Source organism: Rhizobacter sp. P5_C2 (assembly GCF_054049715.1).
In genome coordinates, this window is the sequence record NZ_JBFULV010000006.1 from 47,253 (window position 1) to 69,294 (window position 22,042).

General features: G+C 69.0%; 19 protein-coding genes. 4 read left to right on the forward strand and 15 right to left on the reverse strand.

Going from position 1 to position 22,042, the window contains the following annotated elements; genetic code table 11:
• The first annotated feature begins 56 nt into the window (after positions 1-56).
• Positions 57-1,658: a sensor histidine kinase gene (locus tag ACXJLU_RS03435; RefSeq protein WP_457329079.1), complete on the forward strand. Its 1,602-nt coding sequence runs from the start codon at positions 57-59 to the stop codon at positions 1,656-1,658.
• A 9-nt stretch (positions 1,659-1,667) separates the two neighbouring features.
• Here the strand turns inward: ACXJLU_RS03435 and ACXJLU_RS03440 are convergent, their stop codons facing one another.
• From ACXJLU_RS03440 to ACXJLU_RS03460, 5 genes are all read right to left on the reverse strand, one after another.
• A complete protein-coding gene (locus ACXJLU_RS03440; protein WP_457329080.1) occupies positions 1,668-2,696 on the reverse strand; it encodes a cupin-like domain-containing protein in 1,029 nt (342 codons plus the stop codon).
• A complete protein-coding gene (locus tag ACXJLU_RS03445) occupies positions 2,659-4,065 on the reverse strand; it encodes a tetratricopeptide repeat protein (RefSeq protein ID WP_457329081.1) in 1,407 nt (468 codons plus the stop codon). The genes ACXJLU_RS03440 and ACXJLU_RS03445 overlap by 38 nt, the downstream gene beginning before the upstream one ends.
• A gap of 104 nt (positions 4,066-4,169) precedes the next feature.
• Positions 4,170-6,698, reverse strand: a complete 2,529-nt coding sequence (locus tag ACXJLU_RS03450) for a hypothetical protein (protein WP_457329082.1) — start codon at positions 6,696-6,698, stop codon at positions 4,170-4,172.
• A 257-nt stretch (positions 6,699-6,955) separates the two neighbouring features.
• A complete protein-coding gene (locus ACXJLU_RS03455; RefSeq protein ID WP_457329083.1) occupies positions 6,956-7,417 on the reverse strand; it encodes a CesT family type III secretion system chaperone in 462 nt (153 codons plus the stop codon).
• Between the two features lie 157 nt (positions 7,418-7,574).
• Positions 7,575-7,793, reverse strand: a complete 219-nt coding sequence (locus tag ACXJLU_RS03460) for a SlyX family protein (protein ID WP_457329084.1) — start codon at positions 7,791-7,793, stop codon at positions 7,575-7,577.
• A gap of 76 nt (positions 7,794-7,869) precedes the next feature.
• Between ACXJLU_RS03460 and ACXJLU_RS03465 the strand changes: the two genes are divergently transcribed.
• Genes ACXJLU_RS03465 through ACXJLU_RS03475 form a run of 3 tightly spaced genes read left to right on the forward strand, consistent with a single transcriptional unit; the run spans position 7,870 to position 10,704 of the window.
• A complete protein-coding gene (locus ACXJLU_RS03465) occupies positions 7,870-9,036 on the forward strand; it encodes an MFS transporter (RefSeq protein ID WP_457329085.1) in 1,167 nt (388 codons plus the stop codon).
• Positions 9,037-9,093: 57 nt separating this feature from the next.
• The gene (locus ACXJLU_RS03470; RefSeq protein WP_073468247.1) at positions 9,094-9,423 is read left to right on the forward strand and encodes a helix-turn-helix transcriptional regulator; all 330 of its coding nucleotides are present in this window, start codon (positions 9,094-9,096) and stop codon (positions 9,421-9,423) included.
• Between the two features lie 6 nt (positions 9,424-9,429).
• Complete coding sequence (locus ACXJLU_RS03475) at positions 9,430-10,704, forward strand: type II toxin-antitoxin system HipA family toxin (protein ID WP_457329086.1); 1,275 nt, start codon at positions 9,430-9,432, stop codon at positions 10,702-10,704.
• 8 nt (positions 10,705-10,712) lie between these two features.
• On the opposite strand, the gene ACXJLU_RS03480 is transcribed toward ACXJLU_RS03475, so the two are convergent.
• From ACXJLU_RS03480 to murD, 10 genes are all read right to left on the reverse strand, one after another.
• On the reverse strand, positions 10,713-10,955 hold the full coding sequence (locus ACXJLU_RS03480; protein ID WP_457329087.1) for a hypothetical protein: 243 nt from the start codon (positions 10,953-10,955) through the stop codon (positions 10,713-10,715).
• A 28-nt stretch (positions 10,956-10,983) separates the two neighbouring features.
• Positions 10,984-11,919: a UDP-3-O-acyl-N-acetylglucosamine deacetylase gene (gene lpxC, locus ACXJLU_RS03485; RefSeq protein ID WP_047505748.1), complete on the reverse strand. Its 936-nt coding sequence runs from the start codon at positions 11,917-11,919 to the stop codon at positions 10,984-10,986.
• Positions 11,920-12,000: 81 nt separating this feature from the next.
• Entirely contained in the window at positions 12,001-13,200 is a 1,200-nt protein-coding gene (gene ftsZ, locus ACXJLU_RS03490; RefSeq protein WP_073468250.1) for a cell division protein FtsZ, read from the reverse strand.
• Positions 13,201-13,368: 168 nt separating this feature from the next.
• The gene (gene ftsA, locus ACXJLU_RS03495) at positions 13,369-14,598 is read right to left on the reverse strand and encodes a cell division protein FtsA (RefSeq protein ID WP_073468251.1); all 1,230 of its coding nucleotides are present in this window, start codon (positions 14,596-14,598) and stop codon (positions 13,369-13,371) included.
• 16 nt (positions 14,599-14,614) lie between these two features.
• Positions 14,615-15,427, reverse strand: coding sequence for a cell division protein FtsQ/DivIB (locus ACXJLU_RS03500; RefSeq protein WP_457329088.1), 813 nt, complete (start codon positions 15,425-15,427; stop codon positions 14,615-14,617).
• 6 nt (positions 15,428-15,433) lie between these two features.
• Positions 15,434-16,411, reverse strand: coding sequence for a D-alanine--D-alanine ligase (locus ACXJLU_RS03505; protein ID WP_457329089.1), 978 nt, complete (start codon positions 16,409-16,411; stop codon positions 15,434-15,436).
• Positions 16,411-17,829 carry a UDP-N-acetylmuramate--L-alanine ligase gene (gene murC, locus ACXJLU_RS03510; protein WP_457329090.1) on the reverse strand — a complete coding sequence of 473 codons (1,419 nt, stop codon included), beginning with the start codon at positions 17,827-17,829 and terminating at the stop codon, positions 16,411-16,413. Before murC ends, ACXJLU_RS03505 begins: the two co-directional genes overlap by 1 nt.
• Positions 17,826-18,899 carry an undecaprenyldiphospho-muramoylpentapeptide beta-N-acetylglucosaminyltransferase gene (gene murG, locus ACXJLU_RS03515; RefSeq protein WP_457329091.1) on the reverse strand — a complete coding sequence of 358 codons (1,074 nt, stop codon included), beginning with the start codon at positions 18,897-18,899 and terminating at the stop codon, positions 17,826-17,828. Before murG ends, murC begins: the two co-directional genes overlap by 4 nt.
• On the reverse strand, positions 18,896-20,143 hold the full coding sequence (gene ftsW / locus ACXJLU_RS03520; protein ID WP_457329092.1) for a putative lipid II flippase FtsW: 1,248 nt from the start codon (positions 20,141-20,143) through the stop codon (positions 18,896-18,898). The genes murG and ftsW overlap by 4 nt, the downstream gene beginning before the upstream one ends.
• A gap of 8 nt (positions 20,144-20,151) precedes the next feature.
• Positions 20,152-22,041 carry a UDP-N-acetylmuramoyl-L-alanine--D-glutamate ligase gene (murD, locus tag ACXJLU_RS03525; RefSeq protein WP_457329093.1) on the reverse strand — a complete coding sequence of 630 codons (1,890 nt, stop codon included), beginning with the start codon at positions 22,039-22,041 and terminating at the stop codon, positions 20,152-20,154.
• Between the last annotated feature and the right edge of the window lies 1 nt (position 22,042).

The window sequence follows — 22,042 nt, forward strand, 5'->3', positions numbered from 1 at the left end:
AGTGTGCCGTGCTTCGCTACCATCCCGTCGGACAGCACATCACGGAGGTGCACGACATGGAAGGCTTGCAGATCCTTCACCTGGAGGACGACACGCTCGACGCCGAGCTGGTGCACCGCGAGGTGGCGCGGCTGGACATCCAGTCCCACTGGGTCACCGTCAGTTCGAGCGAGCAGTTCTTCGACGCGATCGAGAACACCCGCTTCGACGCGATCCTCTCCGACAACCGGGTGCCCGGCATCGAAGGCCTGCAGGCGCTGGAAGTCGCCCGGCAGCGCCGCCCCGGCATGCCGTTCATCTTCGTCAGCGGCAACACCGACCCGCGCTGGGCCGAGCACTGCCTGGAAGCCGGTGCCACCGATTACGTCCCGAAGGACCAGCTGTTCCGCCTGCCGAGCGCGCTGCGCCGGCTGCACGATGCGCGCGAGGCCGAGCGGCTGGCGGCGCTGACGCGCGGGCGCGCGCTGCTGGTCGACCTGGTGAAGGAGTTGTCGCTCGCGCGCAGCACCGACGCCATCGTGCGCATCGTGCGGCGCGGCGCACGCGAGCTGAACCAGGCCGACGGCGCCACCGTCGTGATGCGCGAAGGCGACTTCTGCCACTACGTCGACGAGGACGCGATCGGCCCGCTCTGGAAGGGCAGCCGCTTCCCGCTCGACTCCTGCATCAGCGGCTGGGCGATGCTGAACCGGCAGTCGGTCGCGATTCCCGACATCTACCAGGACCCGCGCATTCCGCACGATGCCTACCGGCCGACCTTCGTGAAGAGCCTGGTGATGGTGCCGATCCGGGCCGAGGCGCCGATCGGCGTGATCGGCAACTACTGGGCGAACGCCCACGAGGCGACGCCCGACGAGGTGCAGCTGATCCAGGCGCTGGCCGACTGCAGCTCGCTGGCGTTCGAGAACGTCGCGGTCTACGAGAACCTGGAACGCCGCGTGCAGCAGCGCACCGCCGAGCTGCAGGAGGCCAACAGCGAGCTCGAGGCCTTCAGCTACTCGGTCTCGCACGACCTGCGCTCACCACTGCGGGCGGTGCAGGGCTACAGCGAGATGCTGCTGGCCGACACGGTGCCGCCGCTGCAGGGCCAGCCACTGCTGTTCGCGCAGAACATCCTGGTCGCGGCGCAGCGCATGAACACGCTGATCGAGGACCTGCTCGGCCTGTCGAAGGTGACGCGCGCCCAGGTGCGCGTGCAGTCGGTGCACGTCGGCGCGATGGCCCGCGACATCCTGAACACGCTGCAGACGGCGTGGCCGCAGCGCAGCGTGCGCGTCGACATCGACACGAGCCTGATGGCCGACGGCGACGCCGGCCTGCTGCGGCTCGCGCTCGAGAACCTGTTGTCGAACGCCTGGAAGTTCACCAGCAAGCGCAGCGACGCGACGGTCTCGTTCAGCGCCGAGGCGCAGAAGGACGGCCACCTCGTCTACTGCGTGCGCGACAACGGCGCGGGCTTCGACATGGCCTACGTGCAGCAGCTGTTCGAGCCGTTCCGCCGGCTGCACCGGGAGTCGGAGTTTCCCGGCACCGGCGTCGGCCTCGCGATCGTGCGGCGCGTGGTCCAGAAGCACGGCGGCGAGATCTGGGTCGCGGCCGAGAAGGACAAGGGCGCGAGCTTCTTCTTCACGCTGCGGGCGCGCGGGACCGGGCGCTGACGGCCCGGCTCAGCGCAGCCGTTCCTTCAGCAGCGCCCGCAGCCGCTCGCGCAGCTCGGGCGTCATCTCGCCGAGGGAGCCGCGGCGGTTCGGCGGGATGTGCGCCGCCGCGTCGCGCTGCGCATCGAACACGTAGTGCTCGAAGATCGCGCCCCAGCCGCGGCGCTCTTCGGCGGGCAGCGACTTCAGGCACAGCAGCGCATGCAGCAGGCTGTCGAGCGCCGACGGCAGCGGGTCGTCGACCGCCAGCGCGCCGCGCCACCAGTAGTTCACCAGCATGTTGAAGCCGGCCAGCGATTCGACCTGGTGCCACCACAGCGCCGGGATGTGGATCGCATCGCCCGGCGCGAGCTCGCCCACCTGCGCGGCGGCCATCGCGTCGCGGAATTTCGGGAAGCGTTCGAAATCGGGCGCCGCGAAGTTCACCAGGCTGATCGGCGTGCCGGTCGGTGCGTGATCGAGCGGACCGATGTACAGGTTGCCGATCTGCTCCGGCGGGAACAGCGTGAAACGGCGCCGGCCGGCCACCACGCAGGCGATGTTGCTCGATTCGTCGAAGTGCGCCGGCGTCGTGATCGCGTTGCCGAGCCAGATGCGCGGAACGATCCGCCCACCGAGCAGCGGCAGCGGGTTCTCGTCGACGAAACCGGGCAGGCAGTCGGGGATCGGCGAGCTCTGCACCGCGACCGCCGGCGGGTTCGGGAAGGCCGAGTAGCGCAGCACCTGCTCCAGCACCGTCGACAGCGGCAGCTGGTTGCGCATGAAGTTGAAGCCGCTCATGTCGGCGTTGTAGAAGAGGCGCCCATGCTGGTCGGGCGGCGTCATCACCGCCTGCACCTGGCTGCCGTTGTCGTGGTCGGCCAGGTACTGCGCGAGCGCCAGCGGCGAGGCCAGGCCGTGGCGCACCGCGGGCCAGTGCTTCACGAGACCGCGCAGGATGGTCGGGCGGGCGCCGGCGAGCACCTCGCGGCGCAGCGTCTCGTCGTCGAGGTCGACGACTTCAGGGATCGGTGTGCTGGTGATCGGCTGGGACGGCATGGTCCGGCGAGGATAGCCCACGCAATGCCTCGCCCAGCTCCGCAATGACCGGTGCCCAGTCACCTCTTGCGGCTTGGCGGAACAGCCGCAGCGTGCCCGGGTACCACGGCGAATCGTCGCGCGCGGTGAGCCAGCGCCAGTCGGTCATCTGGTGCGGCAGCAGCACCCAGCAGGGCTTGCCGAGCGCGCCGGCGAGGTGGGCGACGGCGGTGTCGACGCAGATCACCAGGTCGAGCGCCTGCATGATGGCGGCGGTGTCGGCGAAGCTCTCGATCTCGCCGCCCAAGTGCAGCGCGACCGGCCCGCGCATGGCCTCGTCTTCGCCGGCGCCCTTCTGCAGGCTGACGAACTGCACGCCGGGCAGCGCGGCAAGCGGGGCCAGCAGGTCGATCGCCGGCAGCGAGCGCTCGTCGTCGTTCTCGAACGCGGGGTTGCCTTTCCAGACCAGGCCGATGCGCATCGCTTTCGTCGGCAGGGCTTTGTCCAAGCGCACCTGCCAGCGCGCGACGGCCGCGGGCTCGGCTTGCAGGTATGGCTGCGCGGCAGGAATCGTGTCAGGCCGGGTGTCCAGGAGACGCGGCACGCTGGTCGCCGAGGTCCAGCAATCCCAGCGCGCGGGCGGCAGCAGGCCGTCAGAGGGCAGCAGCTCGTCGACGCCGTCCAGCGTCGACAACAGCGCCAGCAGCGGCGGCGGGCACAGCAGCGTGACGTGGCGCGCACCGGCCTGTTTCAGCGTGGTGGCGAAGCGGGCGAACTGGATCATGTCGCCGTAGCCGCCTTCCAGGCCGACCAGCACGCTGCGGCCGTCGATCGGCTCGCCGTTCCAGCGCGGGCAGGTGACGCGCCCGGCCAGGTCGAGCTGCCAGCCGCGCCAGGCGTAGTGCGACCAGCCTTCATCCCAGCGCCCGTCGCGCAGGCACAGGTAGGCGAGGTTGATGTGCGCCTTCGGGTAGTGCGGGTCGAGCGACAGGCTGCGCCGGCAGCAGGCTTCGGCGTCGTCGTGCCGGCCCATCTGCACCAGCAGCACGCTGAGGTTGGACCAGCCGGCTGCGGCTTCGGGGTCGAGCTGCACGGCCGTCCAGCAGCCGGCCAGCGCCTCGTCGAAGCGCTTCAGCCGCGCCAGCAGCGCGGCATGGTTCAGGTGGATGGTGGGCTGCTGCGGCCGCAGCGCGAGCGCGCGGCGGTAGCAGGCCTCGGCCTCGTCGAGGCGGCCGGCGGCTTCGGCCAGCCAGCCGAGGTTGGCGTGCGCCTCGCCCAGCTCGGGCTCGATCGCGACGGCCTCGCGGAAGCAGGCTTCGGCGCTCGCGGCATCCTGCGCGGCGAGGTGGCGGGTGCCGTCGAAGAAGCGTTGGGCGGCCGTGGAGGGCATCTGCCCATTTGAATCGGGGGCACCCGTCGGCAAAGGCCGGAATCGCGGCGCGAAAGCCGGCCTGTTTCCACGCTGCCCGGATTCTGTCGCCGAACGGCCGGGGCTCAGACGGACCCCTCCTCGCCGCTGTCGTCCAACCGAACGAGCAGGCGGTCGTCACCGTGCGGGCCGTCCCGCAGCATCTTCAAGGTCTTGCGCTGGCCCCAGGTCAGACCGCGTGAGCACAGCAGCAGCGTCAGGTTGTGCTGCAGGTCATCCCAGGCCTTGCGTGCCTTCTTGCCAACGGGCTTGCCCAGGTCTGCGACGCAGTCATATTTGTGGTTCGCCAGGAATTGTCGGACCTGGGTGTAGCGCGCGTGGAGCGGATCGCTCGCGTCCAGGCGTGGCTTGCCGTCCCAATATTTCCACCACAGGTGCTGCAGAGTGGGCTCCTCTTCGGCCTTCGGATCCATCGAGCCCAGCGCCGCCACGTCGGCATCGAACATCAGCATCTCGATGAGTGGCCCGTCGAGTTGGATCTCGTGGATCGGATCGAACACCGCCGCACGCGATGCTTTCGCAGCTTGCTCAAAATCGTCGAGACGGCACTTGCCCCCGAAATCCTCCTTCAGGCGCGTGGTATCGGCCTGGTGGAAACTCTCCACGCGCAATGCTTCGAGACTGTTCTCGAAGCCTTGACGGTACATGCCGATGTGGGCGTGCTCCGTCTTGATCGTCGGCAGCCCGGTGGTGCGGGAAATCGTCTCCTTGATCAGCTTGAGCGCCTCTCCGCGCGTTTTTCCGCCCGCAAACTTCTCGTGGAGTCTGATCCCGAGCTGGATGCGTTGCAGCGGATCGAAGCCGAGCGCCTGCAGGATGGCGGCGGCGTCACTCGCCTTCAGTTCGCTCTCGGATCTGGCCTGTTGCGCCGCGTCGAGAAGGCCGTTGGCCAGCAGTTCGACGGCCAGCGATACGCAACTGGCTGCGGCATGGAAATGCTCTCGCTCACCTGCAAACGCGTCGTCGCCGCCGATCGGCGCACCGGCGCCGTAGGCCACACCGAAGCCGTTCAGGAATGCGCGTTCGAGCGCCTTGAGCCCGGGCGTGTTCAGCACAATGCTGGCACCGTCTTGCTGATCTCGCTTCTGCAGATGCGCCGCGCGGCGCACGACGTGCAGCTTGTAGCCCATCATGACGTAATAACTCGCCAGCACCGCGGCCGGGATCGCCCCGACCACCGGAAGCACGGTAGCCGACATCGTTGCCGTGATGGCACCGGTCATGCTCAGGGCCGGCACCATGGTCGACACGACACCGCCCCCACTGCGCAACACGCTGTTCACTCCCCGGCCGATCGCGAAATTCTTGTTTTTCCGGGCGAGTTTCAGCTGGTCCTTGAAGAAACCCTGGCAGGCCCGGGCGATCGCGGCGGACGTCGCGTTCGTCAACACGCCGTCGTCGATCAATGCATCCAACGCAGCTATCGCGCGCTTGCAGCGGGCGATGTCTGCGCGCGCGCCCGACCGTTCGGCCAGCGCCTGGTAGGACTCGATGAGGCCCGTAGCCAGGCTGCCGGCACCCGCCACCGTGCCGAGGCTGCTGGTGACCTCCGATGCGCCCGCGGTGTAGGCCGCTCCCTTGGCGAAGTTCGCGGTCGCGGAGGCGGGTGCCACCACGACGTCCTTGGCCATGGCGCTGTTGACGCCTCGATACGCGTGGCCGTTCGCCTCGGCGGAGTTGGCATGCGGCAGCCGGAGGTCTTCGTCGCTGTCCGGGTCTGCGGACTTCCGCTTCGCGTACGCCGCGATGATGCCCGCGGTGTCCTTCCAGTTGCACAGCGCTTCCCGGCAACGGCTGAAGGCTTCCGCGTCGGCCGGCGTGGGGTCCTCCTCGTTCAGGGCCAGCTTGGTCAGGAAATCCATGTAGCCCCTGAAGTTCAGGACCACCTCGAGCTTCGCCGTGGACACCTTGTCGGCCGCCGTCTGCCGGTTCTTGTAGATGTTCGCGGCGTTGTACAGCGACAGCGGGAGATTGAACATGTCGGGGAAGCCGTCGCCGACGGGCTGCTCGTGCAGTGGGAGGACCGCCGTCTTGAAGGCCTGGTCCCCCGACATCGCCATGAAATCCAGCTGGTGATTCGTCCGATTCGCAGCAGGCACCGGAGACCCCAGCGGCCGCTGGGTATGGCCCTTCTTCCTGGGCGGCAGCATTTTCTGCACCGCCGTGACCGGTGCCAGCAACACCCCGTCGACCACCTTGCCACACTGTTCCAGCTGTTTCTTCGCGGGGCTGATCGGCATCTTGCCGTGGCGGTCCGCCTTGAGCTTCAGGCTGCCATCCTGGGCAAACTCGATGCGGCCCGCTTTCAACGCCTTGCGGGTGGCACGCGCGACGTAGAGCACCACGACATTGCCCAATGCCCATTCGCAACGGATCCACTCGGCCAACGAAGCACCGTCGATGGGCGGGCCGCACAGCACCAGCCGATCGGAATCACCCGGGTGGATGGTGTCGGGGGTCGGTCGCAGAAGGCCGCCCTCGTTGTTGAGATACTCCCCCGCGCGTTCCTTGTACACGGCATACAACGGGGGGAGGAAGCTTGCATTCTTGGGCTCGTCCCCATTCCCGCCCGGCTTCAAGGTGGGCAGCAGCAACTCGACTTCTTTTCCTTGCTTCAGAACGCAGGCGAGCTTGGCCCTCCCGAGGGAGTTCGAACGCAGGCACCACCCGTTCCTTCGAAAGGCCGGCCGGCCCTGGCGGCCCGAGGATGACGTTCTTGTGAGGCCCGATGGCCTTTCTTTGAAGACCGAGTCCCGCCTACCGCGTTTGAAGAGGTCGGATGAAGGCAAAGGCTCCGTGACTTCAATGGAGCTGGGCCGAGAACTGCTCTCGCTTGTGCTGGATGACTGCCTCATGGCCGCATCTCCAACCATCCGGCAACGAGTGCGTCGGCATCCGCCGGCACATCGGCAGCTTGCGACGCCAACAGGGCACGCCAGTGGGGCATCCACTCCGGCAACTGCCGCACGATCAGGTCGGCCAGGCCGTCCTTCTCCTGCTCGAGCACCCCCAAAGGCTGCTGCATGATCGCGACGATGTGGCCGCTGTCGGCCTCCAGGCCAAGCACCGGCACCGCGTCGCTCTCGGCTTCGAGGTTGAGTGCCAGCAGGCGGCGGTAGAACCCGCTGTCCGCGCCTCCCGGCGGCGGCCCGAGGTCGACCAGAATGCGGCACGCGTCGTCGGGCCAATGGTCGATCAGCACATCGTGGCCATCGACACTCAACAGCCCGCGTTCCCTCACATCGGCCGCCGCATCGCGTGGCAAGGCCTTGCACAGCTGCGCCAGCAGCGCATCGAATCGTTCTTGACTCATCGGGTCGCCCTTCGTGGGGTTTCCCTCCCTGACCAATCCACCACGGGCATGGGTCGTGCCCTTCGCAGATGGGAGCTGTGTGGTCAGGGCGTGGCGCTTCGTTCCAGCCGGCTCACGATCGTTGACAGTCTCCCCTGTACTTGTTCACGGTCCACGCTCAATAGTGCGGTGGCAATTCGTCGCGCAGGCTGCGGAACGCAGCGGTGTCCTGCCCGGCCCCTTGCTGGCGCAGCAACGCGATCTGCGACGCCATCTGCTCGATCTGCTGCTGCTGGCGGGCCACCAGGGCATTCAGCGCATCGAGCAGGTCCTCGGTGAAGCTGGCCTTGATCTCGAGGGCGGTCAGGCGCTGGTCTGTTTCATGTTGGAAGTCCATTCCGGTATTGGACCTCAGCATGGCCGCGGGTAATCCCGTAGAGTTCGGGCTTCCTCCCCGCTGTCCACCCGCCCCCGTGAACCTCCCCCTGCTCGCCCTCGCCGCGGCCGCCTTCGGCATCGGCACCACCGAATTCGTGATCATGGGCCTGCTGCCGGACGTCGCCCGCGACTTCGGGGTCACCGCACCGGTGGCCGGCATGCTGGTGTCCGGCTATGCGTTCGGCGTGACGATCGGCGCGCCGATCCTCGCGATCCTGACCGCCAAGTGGCATCGCAAGCGGGCGCTGGTCTCGCTGATGGGCTTGTTCATCCTCGGCAACGCGCTGTGCGCGATCGCGCCGAACTACGAGTTCCTGATGGTCGCGCGCGTCGTCACCGCGTTCTGCCATGCCGCGTTCTTCGGCATCGGCGCGGTGGTCGCCGCCGGGCTGGTGCCGCACGAGAAACGCGCGCAGGCCGTCTCGCTGGTGTTCACCGGCCTCACCGTCGCCAACATCCTCGGCGTGCCGCTGGGCACCGCGCTCGGCCACGCCGCCGGCTGGCGCTCGACCTTCTGGGCCGTCACCGGCATCGGGCTGGTCGCGATCACCGCGCTGTGGCGCTGGCTGCCGTCGGCGCTGCCGGCGCAGGAGGGCAGCATCCTGCGCGAGTTCCGCGCGATCGCGCGCTTCCAGGTGCAGTGCGCGCTGCTGATCAGCACGCTGGCCTCGGTCAGCATGTTCAGCGTGCTGACCTACATCGCCTACATCCTGCGCGACGTCACCGGCTTCTCGCCCGACCAGATCAGCTGGGCGCTGATGCTGTTCGGCGGCGGCATCACGGTGGGCGGCCTGCTCGGCGGGCGGCTGGCCGACTGGCGGTTGATGCCCGCGATGGCCGGCCTGTTCGCCTGCATCGCGCTGGTGCAGCTGAGCTTCTCGTGGAGCAGCCAGTTCGCGCTGCCGGCGATGGTGACGCTGTTCGTCTGGGGCATCGTCTCGTTCGCGATCGGCCCGGCCGCGCAGGTGCGCGTGCTCGACACCGCGGTCGGCGCGCCCAACCTCGCGTCGACGCTGAACCAGGGTGCGTTCAACCTCGGCAATGCCGGCGGCGCCTGGCTCGGCGGCCTGCTGATCGCCGCCGACCGGCCGCTCACCGACTTGTGCTGGCTCGGTGCCGGCGTCGCGGTGCTGGCGCTCGGGGTGGTGCTGGTGTCGGCGCAGATGGACAAGCCGCGGCGGCTGGCGGCGAAGGTTGCTTGACGAGCACCGCTTACATGGGTAATGTGTTACCCAATAAGTCGATTATTGGGTAGCAAAATGGCCGTCACCACCACGACACCTCTTGAGGTCGACAGCGCTGTCGTGCAGCTGGGGCAGAACATCCGGCTGGCCCGCATCCGCCGGCGCATGAGCCAGGAAGAACTGGCCCAGGCCTGCGACATCACCCGCAAGACGCTGTACGCGCTCGAGAAGGGCAATCCGCGTACGACCATCGGCACGGTCTTCTCGGTGCTCTGGAAACTGGGCCTGATGAGCACGACCACCGCGCTGGCCGACCCCGATGCCGACGAGCACGGCAAGATCCTCGAGGCGGCGCGCCGGCCTCAGCGCGCACGCCAGCCGGTCGCCGACGACAACGACTTCTGATCACCCATGGCCGCCGACGAGCAGTCCTGCTACGTCTACATCCAGCTGCCCGGCGCGCTGGAAACGGTGCCCTGTGCGTCGCTCAAGGTGCGCAGCCTCGGTGCTGGTTCGCACGAGGGGACGTTCACCTACGGCAGGCGCTACCTGGAGCGCAGCGACGTGGTCCCGCTGGACCCGTTCCACCTGCCGCTGACGACAAGGCCGCAGCGCTTCACCAAGCTCAAGGGTCTTCCCGGCGCGGTCCGCGATGCGAGCCCGGATGCCTGGGGTCGGCGCGTCATCCAGGCGAAGCTGGCGCAACCCGAGGCGTCCATCCCGGAGATGGCATACCTGCTCAACGGCCCCGATGATGGTGCGGGCAACCTGAGCTTCGGGCGCACAGTGCAACCCCCTGCCCCACGGCGCCCCTTCAACCGCACGCACCAGCTCCAGGCCCTCATCGATGCGGCCCAGGCGCTGGAGGCCGACGGCCGCTTGCCGCACGAGGTGCTGGAAGCGCTGGAACCCGGCACGAGCATGGGTGGCGCACGACCCAAGGTGACGATCGAAGACGACCACAAGGTGTGGCTTGCCAAGCTGCCCGAGAAAGGCGATCGGCACAACGCCCAGCGCATCGAATACGCAACGCTCGAACTCGCCCACGCCGCCGGCCTGCGCGTCTGCGGTACCCGGCTCGAGCGGGTGGGGGCGCACGATGTCCTGATGCTGGAGCGCTTCGACCGCGAGTGGAATCCGCAAGCCCAGGCCTATGCCCGCTTTGGACTGGTGTCCGGCCTCACGGTGCTCGATGCGGAAGACGGCTACTTCGGCCGCGAGCGCTGGTCGTATCCGCTGCTGGCCGACGAACTGCGCCGCTGGTCGGTCAAGAGCGGCGAAGACCGGCGGGAGCTGTTCCGCCGGATGGTGTTCAACGCGATGGTCACGAACAACGACGACCACCCGCGCAACCACGCGATGCTGCAGCTGCAGGGTGGCTGGCGGCTCTCGCCGGCCTACGACATCGTGCCGGTGCCGATGGTGTCGCAGGAGCGCCGCGACCTGGCGCTGGAAGCGGGGCGGTTCGGCCGCGCGGCGAGCCTCTACAACCTGCTGTCGCAGTGCGAGGCCTTCGGGCTCGGCACCGACGACGCGAAGGCGATCGTCAGCGCGATGCTCGATGTGGTCGGCGGGTGGCGCGAGTTCTTCGCGGCACGCGGCGTCGAAGCCCGTTCGATCGAGATGCTCGAGCAGGCGATGCTGCCGGCATCGTTCCACCGCGACGCGCCCGCGCAGGCAGTGTGACCGCGCGCCTAATCGTCGCTCGGCAGCGCCACCTCGACCACCGGCGGCTCCCCGCGGAACACCCGCATGATGTGCAGGTAGACCATCGCGTTGACGTAGAACAGCAGCACCACCATCGCGATGCGGAACACCTTGATGCCCAGCTTCTGCCAGTGCTTGTCGTCCATCGCGAGGAACAGGCCCCAGGCGATGCCGCTGCCCAGCAGCAGCAGCGCCGCGAAGCCGAGCATGATCCAGCTGAAGATGGCCATCAGGCGTGCAGGTTGGGGTTGAAAGGCGTCACCACGCCGGGGCCAGCGCGGCGAGACCCGCCGGCGCTTCGCGTTCGTCCTCGAAGCTGACGATCTCGTAGCTCGACGCGTCGGCCAGCACCGCGCGCAGCAGCTTGTTGTTCAGCGCATGGCCCGACTTGTACGCGGTGTACGCGCCGATCAGCGGGTGGCCGGCCACTTGCATGTCGCCGATCGCGTCGAGGATCTTGTGCTTGACGAACTCGTCGTCGTAGCGCAACCCGTCGGAGTTCAGCACCCGGTAGTCGTCGACGACGATCACGTTGTCCATGCTGCCGCCCAGGCCCAGCCCGCGCGAACGCATCATTTCCACATCCTTCGTGAAGCCGAAGGTGCGGGCGCGCGCGATGTCGCGCTTGTAGTGGCCGGAGCCCATGTCGAACACCACGCGCTGGCCGGTCTGGTTCACCGCCGGGTGGTCGAAGTCGATCTCGAAGGTCAGCCGGTAGCCGCTGTACGGCTCGAGCCGCACCCACTTCAGCTTCGGCCCCTCGCCCTCGCGCACCTCCACCGGCTTCAGGATGCGCATGAAGCGCTTCGGCGCGTCCTGCAGCTCGATGCCCGCCGACTGCAGCAGGAACACGAACGACGCGGCCGAGCCGTCGAGGATCGGCACCTCTTCGGCGGTGATGTCGACCCGCAGGTTGTCGATGCCAAGCCCGGCGCAGGCCGACAGCAGATGCTCGATGGTGTTGACCTTCGGCGCGCCCGGATCCCCGTTCAGCGACAGCGTGGTCGCCATCCGCGCCTCGGAGATCGACAGCACCGCCACCGGGATGTCGACCGGCGTCGGCAGGTCGATCCGGCGGAACACGATGCCGGTGTCGGGCGGCGCCGGCCGCAGCGTCAGCTCGACGCGCTGGCCGCCGTGCACGCCGACGCCGACGGCGCGCGTCAGGGACTTGAGGGTGCGTTGGGCAAGCATCCGCGGATTCTATTCAGTGGGCGACCCAAGCACGCTTGGATCGCCTTACCGCCTCGATAGCAAGTGCCAACCTGCAACAGATCAATCAGCTTGCTTGCGCAGGAACGCGGGGATCTCGATCTCGTCCATCCCATTGCTCGCCAGCGCATCCACCTTCGCCGCGGCCGTGCGGCCGTTGCGCCAGACGCTCGGCACGCTCAGGCTGCTGTAGTCGTGCGAGGCGCCGCCCGGCGGGTTGACCGGCTGCGTCAGCACCGGGATGTTGTCGGTGCCGGTGCGCTGCGCGACCTGCGTGTGGACCACGCTGATCGGCGCGGCGACGCGCTTGGCCGGGCTCAGCCCGGTGGCGATCACCGTGACGCGCAGCTGGTCGCCCAGGCTCTCGTCGTAGGCGGTGCCGTAGATCACGTGCGCATCGTCCGCGGCATAGCGGCGGATGGTGTTCATCGCGTTGCGGCTCTCGCTCAGCTTGAAGCTGCCCTTGCCCGCGGCGATCAGCACCAGCACGCCACGCGCCCCCGACAGGTCGATGCCTTCCAGCAGCGGGCAGGCCACCGCCGATTCGGCGGCCTTGTGCGCGCGGTCCGGGCCGCCGGCCGTGGCCGTGCCCATCATCGCCTTGCCGGGCTCGCTCATCACCGTCTTCACGTCCTCGAAGTCGACGTTGACGAGACCCGGGATGTGGATGATGTCGCTGATGCCGCCGACCGCGTTCTTCAGCACGTCGTTGGCATGCGCGAAGGCCTCGTCCTGCGTCACGTCGTCGCCCAGCACGTCGAGCAGCTTGTCGTTCAGGATCACGATCAGCGAATCGACGTTGGCTTCCAGTTCGGCCAGCCCGGCGTCGGCCGCCTTCAGCCGGCGGTTGCCTTCGAAGTCGAACGGCTTGGTGACCACGCCGACCGTCAGGATGCCCATCTCCTTCGCGACGCGCGCGATCACCGGCGCGGCGCCGGTGCCGGTGCCGCCGCCCATGCCGGCGGTGATGAAGAGCATGTTCGCGCCCTTGATCGATTCGCGGATGCGGTCGACCGCTTCTTCCGCCGCGGCGCGACCGGCCTCCGGCTTGGCGCCGGCGCCGAGCCCGGTGGTGCCGAGCTGGATCAGGTGGTGGGCCGTCGAGCGGTTCAGCGCCTGCGCGTCGGTGTTCGCGCAGACGAACTCCACGCCCTGCACGCCGCGCGCGATCATGTGGTCGACCGCGTTGCCGCCGCCGCCGCCGACGCCGATCACCTTGATCTGCGTGCCCAGGTCGAAGTCTTCGATCATTTCAATGGCCATGGTGTTCTCCAATCCTTGTTGCAGTTGCCGTTTTGAGGTGGGGCTCTGGTGAGTCACGTGAGCCTCGTCTGGTGTGTTGTTGTTCTTCATGGGGGATACCTGCTGCCACGGAGTTCGAGGCCGAGGCATGCAAGGGAGCGTGTCTTCATGCGCGTTCTCCGTGGTGTGTCAGAAGTTGCCGAGGAACCAGTCCTTGGCGCGACCGAAAAGCGTCTTCACCGAGCCGGCCTGCTGCGCGGCCTTGATACCGCGCGCACGGCCGAGCCGGGCCTCCTCGAGCAGGCCCATCACGGTGGCCGAGCGGGGGTTCGCCACCATGTCGTGCAGCGAGCCGTGGTAGGTCGGGATGCCCTTGCGCACCGGCTTCAGGAAGATGTCCTCGCCGAGCTCGACCATGCCCGGCATCACCGCCGCGCCGCCGGTCAGCACGATGCCGCTGGACAGCAGTTCCTCGTAGCCGCTCTCGCGAATGACCTGGTGCACCAGCGAGAAGATCTCCTCGACGCGCGGCTCGATCACGCCGGCCAGCGCCTGGCGGCTCAGCATGCGCGGCGGGCGGTCGCCGAGGCCCGGCACCTCCAGGTTCTCGCTCGGGTCGGCCAGCAGCTGCTTGGCGACGCCGTACTCGACCTTGATCTCTTCCGCATCCTTGGTCGGCGTGCGCAGCGCCATCGCGATGTCGCTGGTGATCAGGTCGCCGGCGATCGGGATCACCGCGGTGTGGCGGATCGCGCCGTCGGTGAAGATCGCCACGTCGGTGGTGCCGGCGCCGATGTCGACCAGCGCCACGCCCAGGTCCTTCTCGTCCTCGGTCAACACCGCATGGCTGGACGCGCTCGGGTTCAGCACCAGCTGGTCCACTTCCAGCCCGCAGCGCCGCACGCACTTCACGATGTTCTCGGCCGCGCTCTGCGCGCCGGTCACGATGTGCACCTTCACCTCGAGCCGGCCGCCGCTCATGCCGATCGGCTCCTTGACCTCGTGGCCGTCGATCACGAACTCCTGCGGCTCGACCAGCAGCAGCCGCTGGTCGTTCGGGATGTTGATCGCCTTCGCGGTCTCGACCACGCGCGCCACGTCGATCGGCGTGACCTCCTTGTCGCGCACGATCACCATGCCGGTCGAGTTCTGGCCGCGGATGTGGCTGCCGGTGATGCCGGTGTAGACGCGCGTGATCTTGCAGTCGGCCATCATCTCGGCCTCCTTCAGCGCCTGCTGGATGCTCTGCACCGTCGCATCGATGTTGACGACCACGCCGCGCTTCAGGCCATGGGCCGCGGCGATGCCGAGCCCGGCGACACGCAGCTCGCCGTCGGGCAGCACCTCGGCCACCACCGCCATCACCTTCGCGGTGCCGATGTCGAGGCCGACCACCAGGTCCTTGTATTCCTTGGCCATGTTCCGTGTCACCCTCTCATTTCCGTCTGCCGGAGGCCGGAGCCTCCAGCGTCGTGGTGATGCCCTTGAGCCGCACCGCATAGCCTTCGTTGTGGCGCAGGTCGGCGTAGACCAGCGGTCGTTGGTAGCGCGCGATCACCTGCGGCAGCGTGCCGAGGAAGCGCTCGACGCGCGCCTGCATCTCGTCGTCGGTGCCGCGGCCGAGCTCGACCTCGGCGCCGCTGTCGAACTCGGCGCGCCACGAGCCGCGCCCGCTCAGCGACAGCGCATCCATCTCGAATTCCTGCCGCTTGAACAGCGGCGCGAGCCGGCGGTACATCGACAGCACCTGGCCGGCGCTGCCGTCCGGGCCCGACAGCGTCGGCAGCCCGTCGTCCTCGACATCGCCGAGGTTGGCCTCGAACACCTCGCCTTCGGTGTTGACCAGCTTGTCGCCGCCTTCGTCCTGCGACCACAGCGCCGCGGCGCGGTGCTCCTGCAGCGACACCGCGAGCCGGTTCGGCCAGACCCGGCGCACGATCGCGTGGCGCACCCACGGCACCGATTCGAACGCGCGCTGCCCGCGCGCCAGGTCGAGCGTGAAGAAGTTGCCGGCCAGCTGCGGCAGCGCGTTCGCGCGGATCGTCGAGACGCTGTTGCGCGCGAGGTCGCCTTCGACGCGGATCGCGCGGATCGCAAACACCGGCTGGCGCGACAGCCACAGCATCGCCAGCGCCGCGAACAGCGCCGCGGCAAGCAGGAACAGCGCCGATGCGCTGGCGTTGAGCAGGCGCACGTCCACCGGCAGCTCGGCGGCCGGTGTGCGGTGGAGTGCGGTGGCTTGGCGCATCGGTGTTCAGGGCTTCGCGCTGTCCAGCGTCGCGAGCGATGCCAGGTGCAGGCACAGCTGCTCGTAGCTGATGCCGGCCGCCTTGGCCGACATCGGCACCAGCGAGTGCGAGGTCATGCCCGGCGAGGTGTTCATCTCGAGCAGGAAGGGCTTGTTGTCGCTCTTGCGGATCATCAGGTCGGCGCGGCCCCAGCCGCGGCAGCCGAGCGTGCGGTAGGCCTGCACGACGATGCGCTGGATCTCGGCCTCCAGCGCGGCATCGAGCCCGCTCGGCACGTGGTACTTGACGACGTCGGTGAAGTACTTGTTCTGGTAGTCGTAGGCGCCTTCGGGCGCGGCGATGCGGATCACCGGCAGCGCCTGCGCGCCCGCACCGTGGCCGAGCACCGGGCAGGTGACCTCGGCGCCATCGATGAACTCCTCGCACAGCACGTCGGGGTCGTACTTGGCCGACAGCGCGACCGCCTCGGCCATCTGCGAGTAGCCGGCCACCTTGCTGACACCGATCGACGAGCCTTCGCGTGGCGGCTTCACGATCAGCGGCAGGCCGAGTTCATCGGGCACCGCCTGCACCTGCGCGCGGTCCTGGCGATCGGGCGCGAGCCACACGTAGCGCGGCGTCGGCAGGCCTTCGGCGAGCCAGATGCGCTTGGTCATCACCTTGTCCATCGCGATCGCCGAGGCCATCACGCCGGAACCGGTGTACGGCACGCCCAGCAGTTCGAGCGCGCCCTGCACCGTGCCGTCTTCGCCGTGGCGGCCATGCAGCGCGATGAAGCAGCGCGCGAAGCCTTCGTGCTTCAGGTCCGCGAGCTCACGTTCGGACGGGTCGAAGGCGTGCGCATCGACGCCCTGCGATTGCAGCGCGGCCAGCACGCCGCCGCCGGACAGAAGCGAGATGTCGCGTTCGGCGGAGCTGCCGCCCATCAGCACGGCAACCTTGCCGAGCGACTTCGGATCGACGGGATTCAAGGGGCTGGACATCACACGCCCTCCTTCAAGAGTTCGAGCACCTGGCCCGGCACGGCGCCGATGCTGCCGGCGCCCATCGCGATCACGACATCGCCGTCGCGGGCCTGCGCGGCGATCGCCTGCGGCATCTGCGTGATGTCGTCGACGAAGATCGGATCGACCTTGCCGGCCACGCGCAGCGCGCGCGCCAGCGAGCGGCCGTCGGCCGCGACGATCGGCGCCTCGCCGGCGGCATACACCTCGGCCAGCAGCACCGCGTCGGCACGGCCCATCACCTTGACGAAATCCTCGAAGCAGTCTCGCGTGCGGGTGTAGCGGTGCGGCTGGAACGCGATCACCAGGCGCCGGCCCGGGAAGGCGCCACGCGCCGCCGCGATCACCGCGGCCATCTCGACCGGGTGGTGGCCGTAGTCGTCGATCAGCGTGAAGTTGCCGCCGCCATTGGCGCTCAGCACGGCCGGGTCGCCGTAGCGCTGGAAGCGGCGGCCGACGCCGCGGAACTCGGCCAGCGCCTTCACCAGTGGCGCGTCCGGCAGCTCCAGCTCGGTGGCGACGGCCACCGCCGCGAGCGCGTTCAGCACGTTGTGCTCGCCCGGCAGGTTCAGCGTGATCGCGAGATCGGGCAGCACGACGCCGTTGCGGCGCTRCACGGTGAAGCGCATCTGTCCGCCGGGCAAGGCCTGCACGTCGACCGCGCGCACCTGCACGTCGGCACCGAGCCCGTAGGTGATCACCGGGCGCGAAACCATCGGGATGATCGAGCGCACGCCGGGGTCGTCGCCGCACAGGATGGCCGCGCCGTAGAACGGCATGCGGTGCAGGAACTCGACGAACGCGGCCTTCAGCTTCGCGAAGTCGTGCCCGTAGGTGTCCATGTGGTCGGCGTCGATGTTGGTGACGACCGACAGCACCGGCAGCAGGTTCAGGAACGACGCGTCCGACTCGTCGGCCTCGACGACGATGTAGTCGCCCGAGCCGAGCCGCGAGTTCGCGCCGGCGGCGTTCAGCTTGCCGCCAATCACGAAGGTCGGGTCGACGCCGGCTTCGGCCAGCACGCTGGTGACCAGCGAGGTGGTCGTCGTCTTGCCGTGCGTGCCGGCGATCGCGATGCCCTGCTTCAGCCGCATCAGCTCGGCCAGCATCACCGCGCGCGGCACCACCGGCACGCGCTTGCTGCGCGCGGCGATCACCTCGGGGTTGTCGCCCTTCACCGCGGTGGACGTGACGACCGCCTCGGCACCGGCGATGTGCTCTGCACTGTGGCCGATGAACACGCGGATGCCGAGCGACGCGAGACGCTGCGTGGTCGCGCTGTCGCTCTGGTCGGAGCCGGAGACGGTGTAGCCGAGGTTGTGCAGGATCTCGGCGATGCCGCTCATCCCCGCCCCGCCAACGCCTACAAAATGGATGTGCTTGACGGCGTGCTTCATGCCACCAGCCTTTCGAGTTCATTCGCCACGCGCGCGGCGGCGTGGGGTCGGGCGAGGGCTCGCGCCTTGGTCGCCATCGTGTTCAGTGCATCGCGCGTCAGGCCCTTCAACAGGTCGGCCAGGCGCTGCGGGTTCAGTTCGGACTGCGGCAGGTGCAGCCCCGCGCCGTGTTGCGCGAGCCATTCGGCGTTGTCGCGCTGGTGGCTGGTGGTGCTGACGACCAGCGGCACCAGCACGCTCGCCACGCCGGCGGCGCACAGCTCGCTGACCGTCACCGCGCCGGCGCGGCAGACGATCAGGTCGCAGGCGGCCAGGCGCGCAGCCATGTCGTCGATGAAGGGCAGCACCTCGGCATCGACCCCGGCGGTGGCGTAGGCGGCCAGCACTGTGTCGAGCTGCGCGGCGCCGGTCTGGTGGGTGACGCGCGGGCGGACGTCAGCCGGCAGCAGTGCGAGCGCCTGCGGCAGCGTGTCGTTCAGCACCTTCGCGCCGAGGCTGCCGCCGACCACCAGCAGTTGCAGCGGGCCGCTGCGGCCGGCGAAGCGCTCGGCCGGGGCCGGCAGCGCCTCGATCTCGGCGCGCACCGGGTTGCCGGTCACGACGCCCAGCTTGGTCTTGTGCGCCGCATCGCCGTCGAAGCCGAACGCGATGCGGTCGGCCACCGGCAGCAGGCTCTTGTTGCTCATCAGCAGCGAGGCATCGGCATTGACCAGCATCAGCGGCTTGCCGAGCAGCGAGGCCATCACCCCGCCGGGGAAGCAGACGTAGCCACCCATGCCGAGCACCGCGCTCGCATGGCGCCGGCGCAGAATCTGCAGGCAGTTCCAGAACGCGATCAGCAGCCGGAAGCCGCCGGTCAGCGTGTGCAGCAAGCCCTTGCCGCGCAGGCCGCTGAAGGTGATCGCATCCATCGGGATGCCGCTCGGCGGCACGAGCTTGTTCTCCATGCCGTGCGTGGTGCCGAGCCAGCTGATGGTCCAGCCGCGGCTCTGCATCTCGCGCGCCACCGCGAGGCCCGGGATGATGTGGCCGCCGGTGCCGGCTGCCATCACGACGAGGTGCCTGCTCATGCCCGCCCTCCCCGCATCATCTGCCGGTTCTCGATGTCGACCCGCACCACGATCGCGAGCGCAATCAGGTTCATCAGGATCGCCGAGCCGCCATAGCTCATCAGCGGCAGCGTCAGCCCCTTGGTCGGCAGCACGCCCAGGTTCACGCCCATGTTGATGAAGGCCTGCCCGCCCATCCAGATGCCGATGCCCTGCGCGAACAGCCCGGCGAACACCCGGTCGAGCGCGACCGCCTGGCGCCCGATGTGGAACACCCGGCGCGACAGCCAGAAGAAGGCCGCGATCACGCAGGCCACGCCGATGAAGCCGAGTTCCTCGCCGATCACCGCGAGCAGGAAATCGGTGTGCGCCTCCGGCAGGTAGTGCAGCTTCTCGACGCTGGAGCCCAGCCCCTGCCCCATCACCTCGCCGCGGCCGAATGCGATCAGCGAATGCGACAGCTGGTAGGCCTTGCCCAGCGTGTACTTCTCGTCCCATGGGTTCAGGTACGCGAAGATGCGCTCGCGCCGCCATTCGCTGAAGGTGATCATCAGCACGAACGCACCCACCAGCACCGCGGTGATCAGGAAGAACATGCGCCCGTTGACGCCGCCGAGGAACAGGATGCCCATCGCGATCGCCGCGATCACCATGAAGGCGCCCATGTCCGGCTCGGCCAGCAGCAGCAGGCCCACCACCGCGACCGAGATCGCCATCGGCATCACCGCGCGGAAGAAGTTCTCCTTCACCTCCATCTTGCGCACCATGTAGTTGGCGGCATAGAGCGCGATGGCCAGCTTGGCCAGCTCCGACGGCTGGAAGTTCGTGAACACCAGCGGGATCCAGCGCCGCGCGCCGTTGACGCCCTTGCCGATGTGCGGAATCAGCACCAGCACCAGCAGCAGCAGCGAGGCCGCGAACAGCCACGGCGCGAACTTCTCCCACAGGCTGACCGGCAGCTGCACGACGACCACCGCGGCGACCAGCGCGACGACGATCGACAGGATGTGCCGCACCAGGAAGTGCGTCGGCGCATAGCGCGTGAACTTCGGGTTGTCGGGCAGCGCGACCGAGGCCGAATACACCATCACCATGCCGAGCGCGAGCAGTGCCACCACCACCCACACCAGCGGCTGGTCGAAGCCCTGCAGCTGCACCGGCTTGTTGGCCGACGCGCCGGTCCAGTCGCGGATCGGCACCGACGCGTCGCGCTTGAACAGCGCGCGCAGCCGCTCCTTCAGCGCGTCGAATCCGGACCGGGCCATCGCGGTGCTCATGCCTCGCTGCCCCCTTCCGCGGCGATCGCCCGCACCTCGTCGCAGAACACCTGCGCGCGGTGCGCGTAGTTGCGGAACATGTCCAGGCTCGCGCAGGCCGGGCTCAGCAGCACCGCGTCGCCGGCATGGGCGCGCGTGAAGGCCCAGCGCGTCGCGGCCTGCAGCGTCTCGTGGCGCTCCACCGTGATGCCGGCGCCCTGCAGCGCCTGCTCGATCGCCTCGGCATCGCGGCCGATGGTCGCGACCGCGCGCACGTGCTGGCGCACCGGCGCGAGCAGCGGGCCGAAATCCTGCCCCTTGCCATCGCCGCCGAGGACCATCACCAATTGGCCGGGCGCCTTGTCGGCACCCAGCCCGTTGATCGCCGCGACCGTCGCGCCGACGTTCGTGCCCTTGCTGTCGTCGTAGGCCTCGATGCCGTCGACCAGCGCGACGAACTCGACGCGGTGCGGCTCGCCGGTGTACTCGCGCAGGCCATGCAGCATCGGCGCGAGCGGGCAGCCGATGGCGGTCGCGAGCGCCAGCGCCGCCAGCGCGTTGGCCGCGTTGTGGCGGCCGCGCACGCGCAGCGCATCAGCAGGCATCAGGCGCTGGATGTGCAACTCTTCCTCTTCGACCGGGCCCTTGCCGCGGCCCTTGGGCTTGGCGGTCTCGTCGGCCTCCATCGCGCGCACCAGCCAGGCCATGCCGTTCTGGTCGAGCACGCCGAAGTCGCCGGGGCGCTTCGGTGCGTCGAGGCCGAAGCGCACGACGCTGCGCTCGACCGGCTTCGCGAAGCGGCCTTTGCCGGGCGTGGGCGCCGGCACCATCGCCTCGACCGCCGGGTCGTCGCGGTTGATCACCATCACCGCGGTCTTGCCGAAGATGCGCGCCTTCGCCGTGGCATAGGCCTTCATGTCGCCATGCCAGTCGAGGTGGTCCTGCGTGACGTTCAGCACCGTCGCGGCACCGGGCTCGAAGCCCTGCACACCGTCGAGCTGGAAGCTGGACAGTTCGAGCACCCAGACCTCGGGCAGCGCCTCGAACACCGGGCCGGGCGGCGGCGGCGGGATCAGGTGCGGCGGCGGGCCGCCGCCCATCGGCGTCTCGAYGTCGTCCGGCACCTCGGGCGGCAAGGCGGCGATCTCCTCGACCGCGACGTCGAGCACGTCGTCACCGATCGGCTCGGTCACCGGTTCGGGCACCGGCTCCGGACCGAGCTGCACCGCCGCCACGGCGTCGCCGGTCACGTCGGCCGGCAGCGCTTCGGGCAGGTTTTCGGAGATCGCCTCGACCGCGTCCTCGATCACCGCATCGCCAACCGGATCCGTCGGCGCCTCGGCGATGTCGTCGAGCGCCGCCTCGTCCGGCAGCTGCTCGACCAGCGGCGCCGGCTCGGCGTCCAGCGCCTCGGCCAGCGTCTGCAGCATCGTCGGGCCGATGTTGCCGGCGGTCGCGACGCGGCGGCCGGTGCGGGCGATCAGCTGCGAGGTCATCGCGGTCGTCGTCGTCTTGCCGTTGGTGCCGGTGATCGCGATCACGCCGGGCGCATAGCCGCGCTCGGCCTTCAGGTCGGCGAGCGCACGCGCGAACAGGTCGAGCTCGCCCTGCACCAGCACGCCGGTCTCGAACGCGAGCTTCAGCAGCGGCGCGACGCGCGGATCGCGCGGCCCGAGGCCGGGGCTCTTCAGCACCAGTTGCACGCCTTGCAATTGCTCGCTGCCGAGCGGGCCGGAGAACAGCGTCGCGCCAGGCACGTGCTCGGCCAGCGCCGCCGCATGCGGCGGGTCTTCGCGCGAATCCCACACCCGCACCTGCGCGCCGAAGCGGGCGCACCAGCGCGCCATCGCGAGCCCCGATTCACCGAGGCCCAGCACCAGCACGTGGAGGTCTTTCAAATGGTTCATC

What these genes read in the sequence shown, in the direction of transcription:
- ACXJLU_RS03460 (WP_457329084.1), bottom strand. Translation starts at nt 7,793, where the DNA reads ATGGACTTCCAACATGAAACAGACCAGCGCCTGACCGCCCTCGAGATC.
- ACXJLU_RS03435 (WP_457329079.1), top strand. Translation starts at nt 57, where the DNA reads ATGGAAGGCTTGCAGATCCTTCACCTGGAGGACGACACGCTCGACGCC.
- ACXJLU_RS03440 (WP_457329080.1), bottom strand. Translation starts at nt 2,696, where the DNA reads ATGCCGTCCCAGCCGATCACCAGCACACCGATCCCTGAAGTCGTCGAC.
- ftsW (WP_457329092.1), bottom strand. Translation starts at nt 20,143, where the DNA reads ATGGCCCGGTCCGGATTCGACGCGCTGAAGGAGCGGCTGCGCGCGCTG.
- ACXJLU_RS03480 (WP_457329087.1), bottom strand. Translation starts at nt 10,955, where the DNA reads ATGGCCATCTTCAGCTGGATCATGCTCGGCTTCGCGGCGCTGCTGCTG.
- ACXJLU_RS03455 (WP_457329083.1), bottom strand. Translation starts at nt 7,417, where the DNA reads ATGAGTCAAGAACGATTCGATGCGCTGCTGGCGCAGCTGTGCAAGGCC.
- ftsZ (WP_073468250.1), bottom strand. Translation starts at nt 13,200, where the DNA reads ATGGCCATTGAAATGATCGAAGACTTCGACCTGGGCACGCAGATCAAG.
- ACXJLU_RS03445 (WP_457329081.1), bottom strand. Translation starts at nt 4,065, where the DNA reads ATGCCCTCCACGGCCGCCCAACGCTTCTTCGACGGCACCCGCCACCTC.
- ACXJLU_RS03470 (WP_073468247.1), top strand. Translation starts at nt 9,094, where the DNA reads ATGGCCGTCACCACCACGACACCTCTTGAGGTCGACAGCGCTGTCGTG.
- ACXJLU_RS03475 (WP_457329086.1), top strand. Translation starts at nt 9,430, where the DNA reads ATGGCCGCCGACGAGCAGTCCTGCTACGTCTACATCCAGCTGCCCGGC.
- ftsA (WP_073468251.1), bottom strand. Translation starts at nt 14,598, where the DNA reads ATGGCCAAGGAATACAAGGACCTGGTGGTCGGCCTCGACATCGGCACC.
- ACXJLU_RS03505 (WP_457329089.1), bottom strand. Translation starts at nt 16,411, where the DNA reads ATGTCCAGCCCCTTGAATCCCGTCGATCCGAAGTCGCTCGGCAAGGTT.
- murG (WP_457329091.1), bottom strand. Translation starts at nt 18,899, where the DNA reads ATGAGCAGGCACCTCGTCGTGATGGCAGCCGGCACCGGCGGCCACATC.
- lpxC (WP_047505748.1), bottom strand. Translation starts at nt 11,919, where the DNA reads ATGCTTGCCCAACGCACCCTCAAGTCCCTGACGCGCGCCGTCGGCGTC.
- ACXJLU_RS03500 (WP_457329088.1), bottom strand. Translation starts at nt 15,427, where the DNA reads ATGCGCCAAGCCACCGCACTCCACCGCACACCGGCCGCCGAGCTGCCG.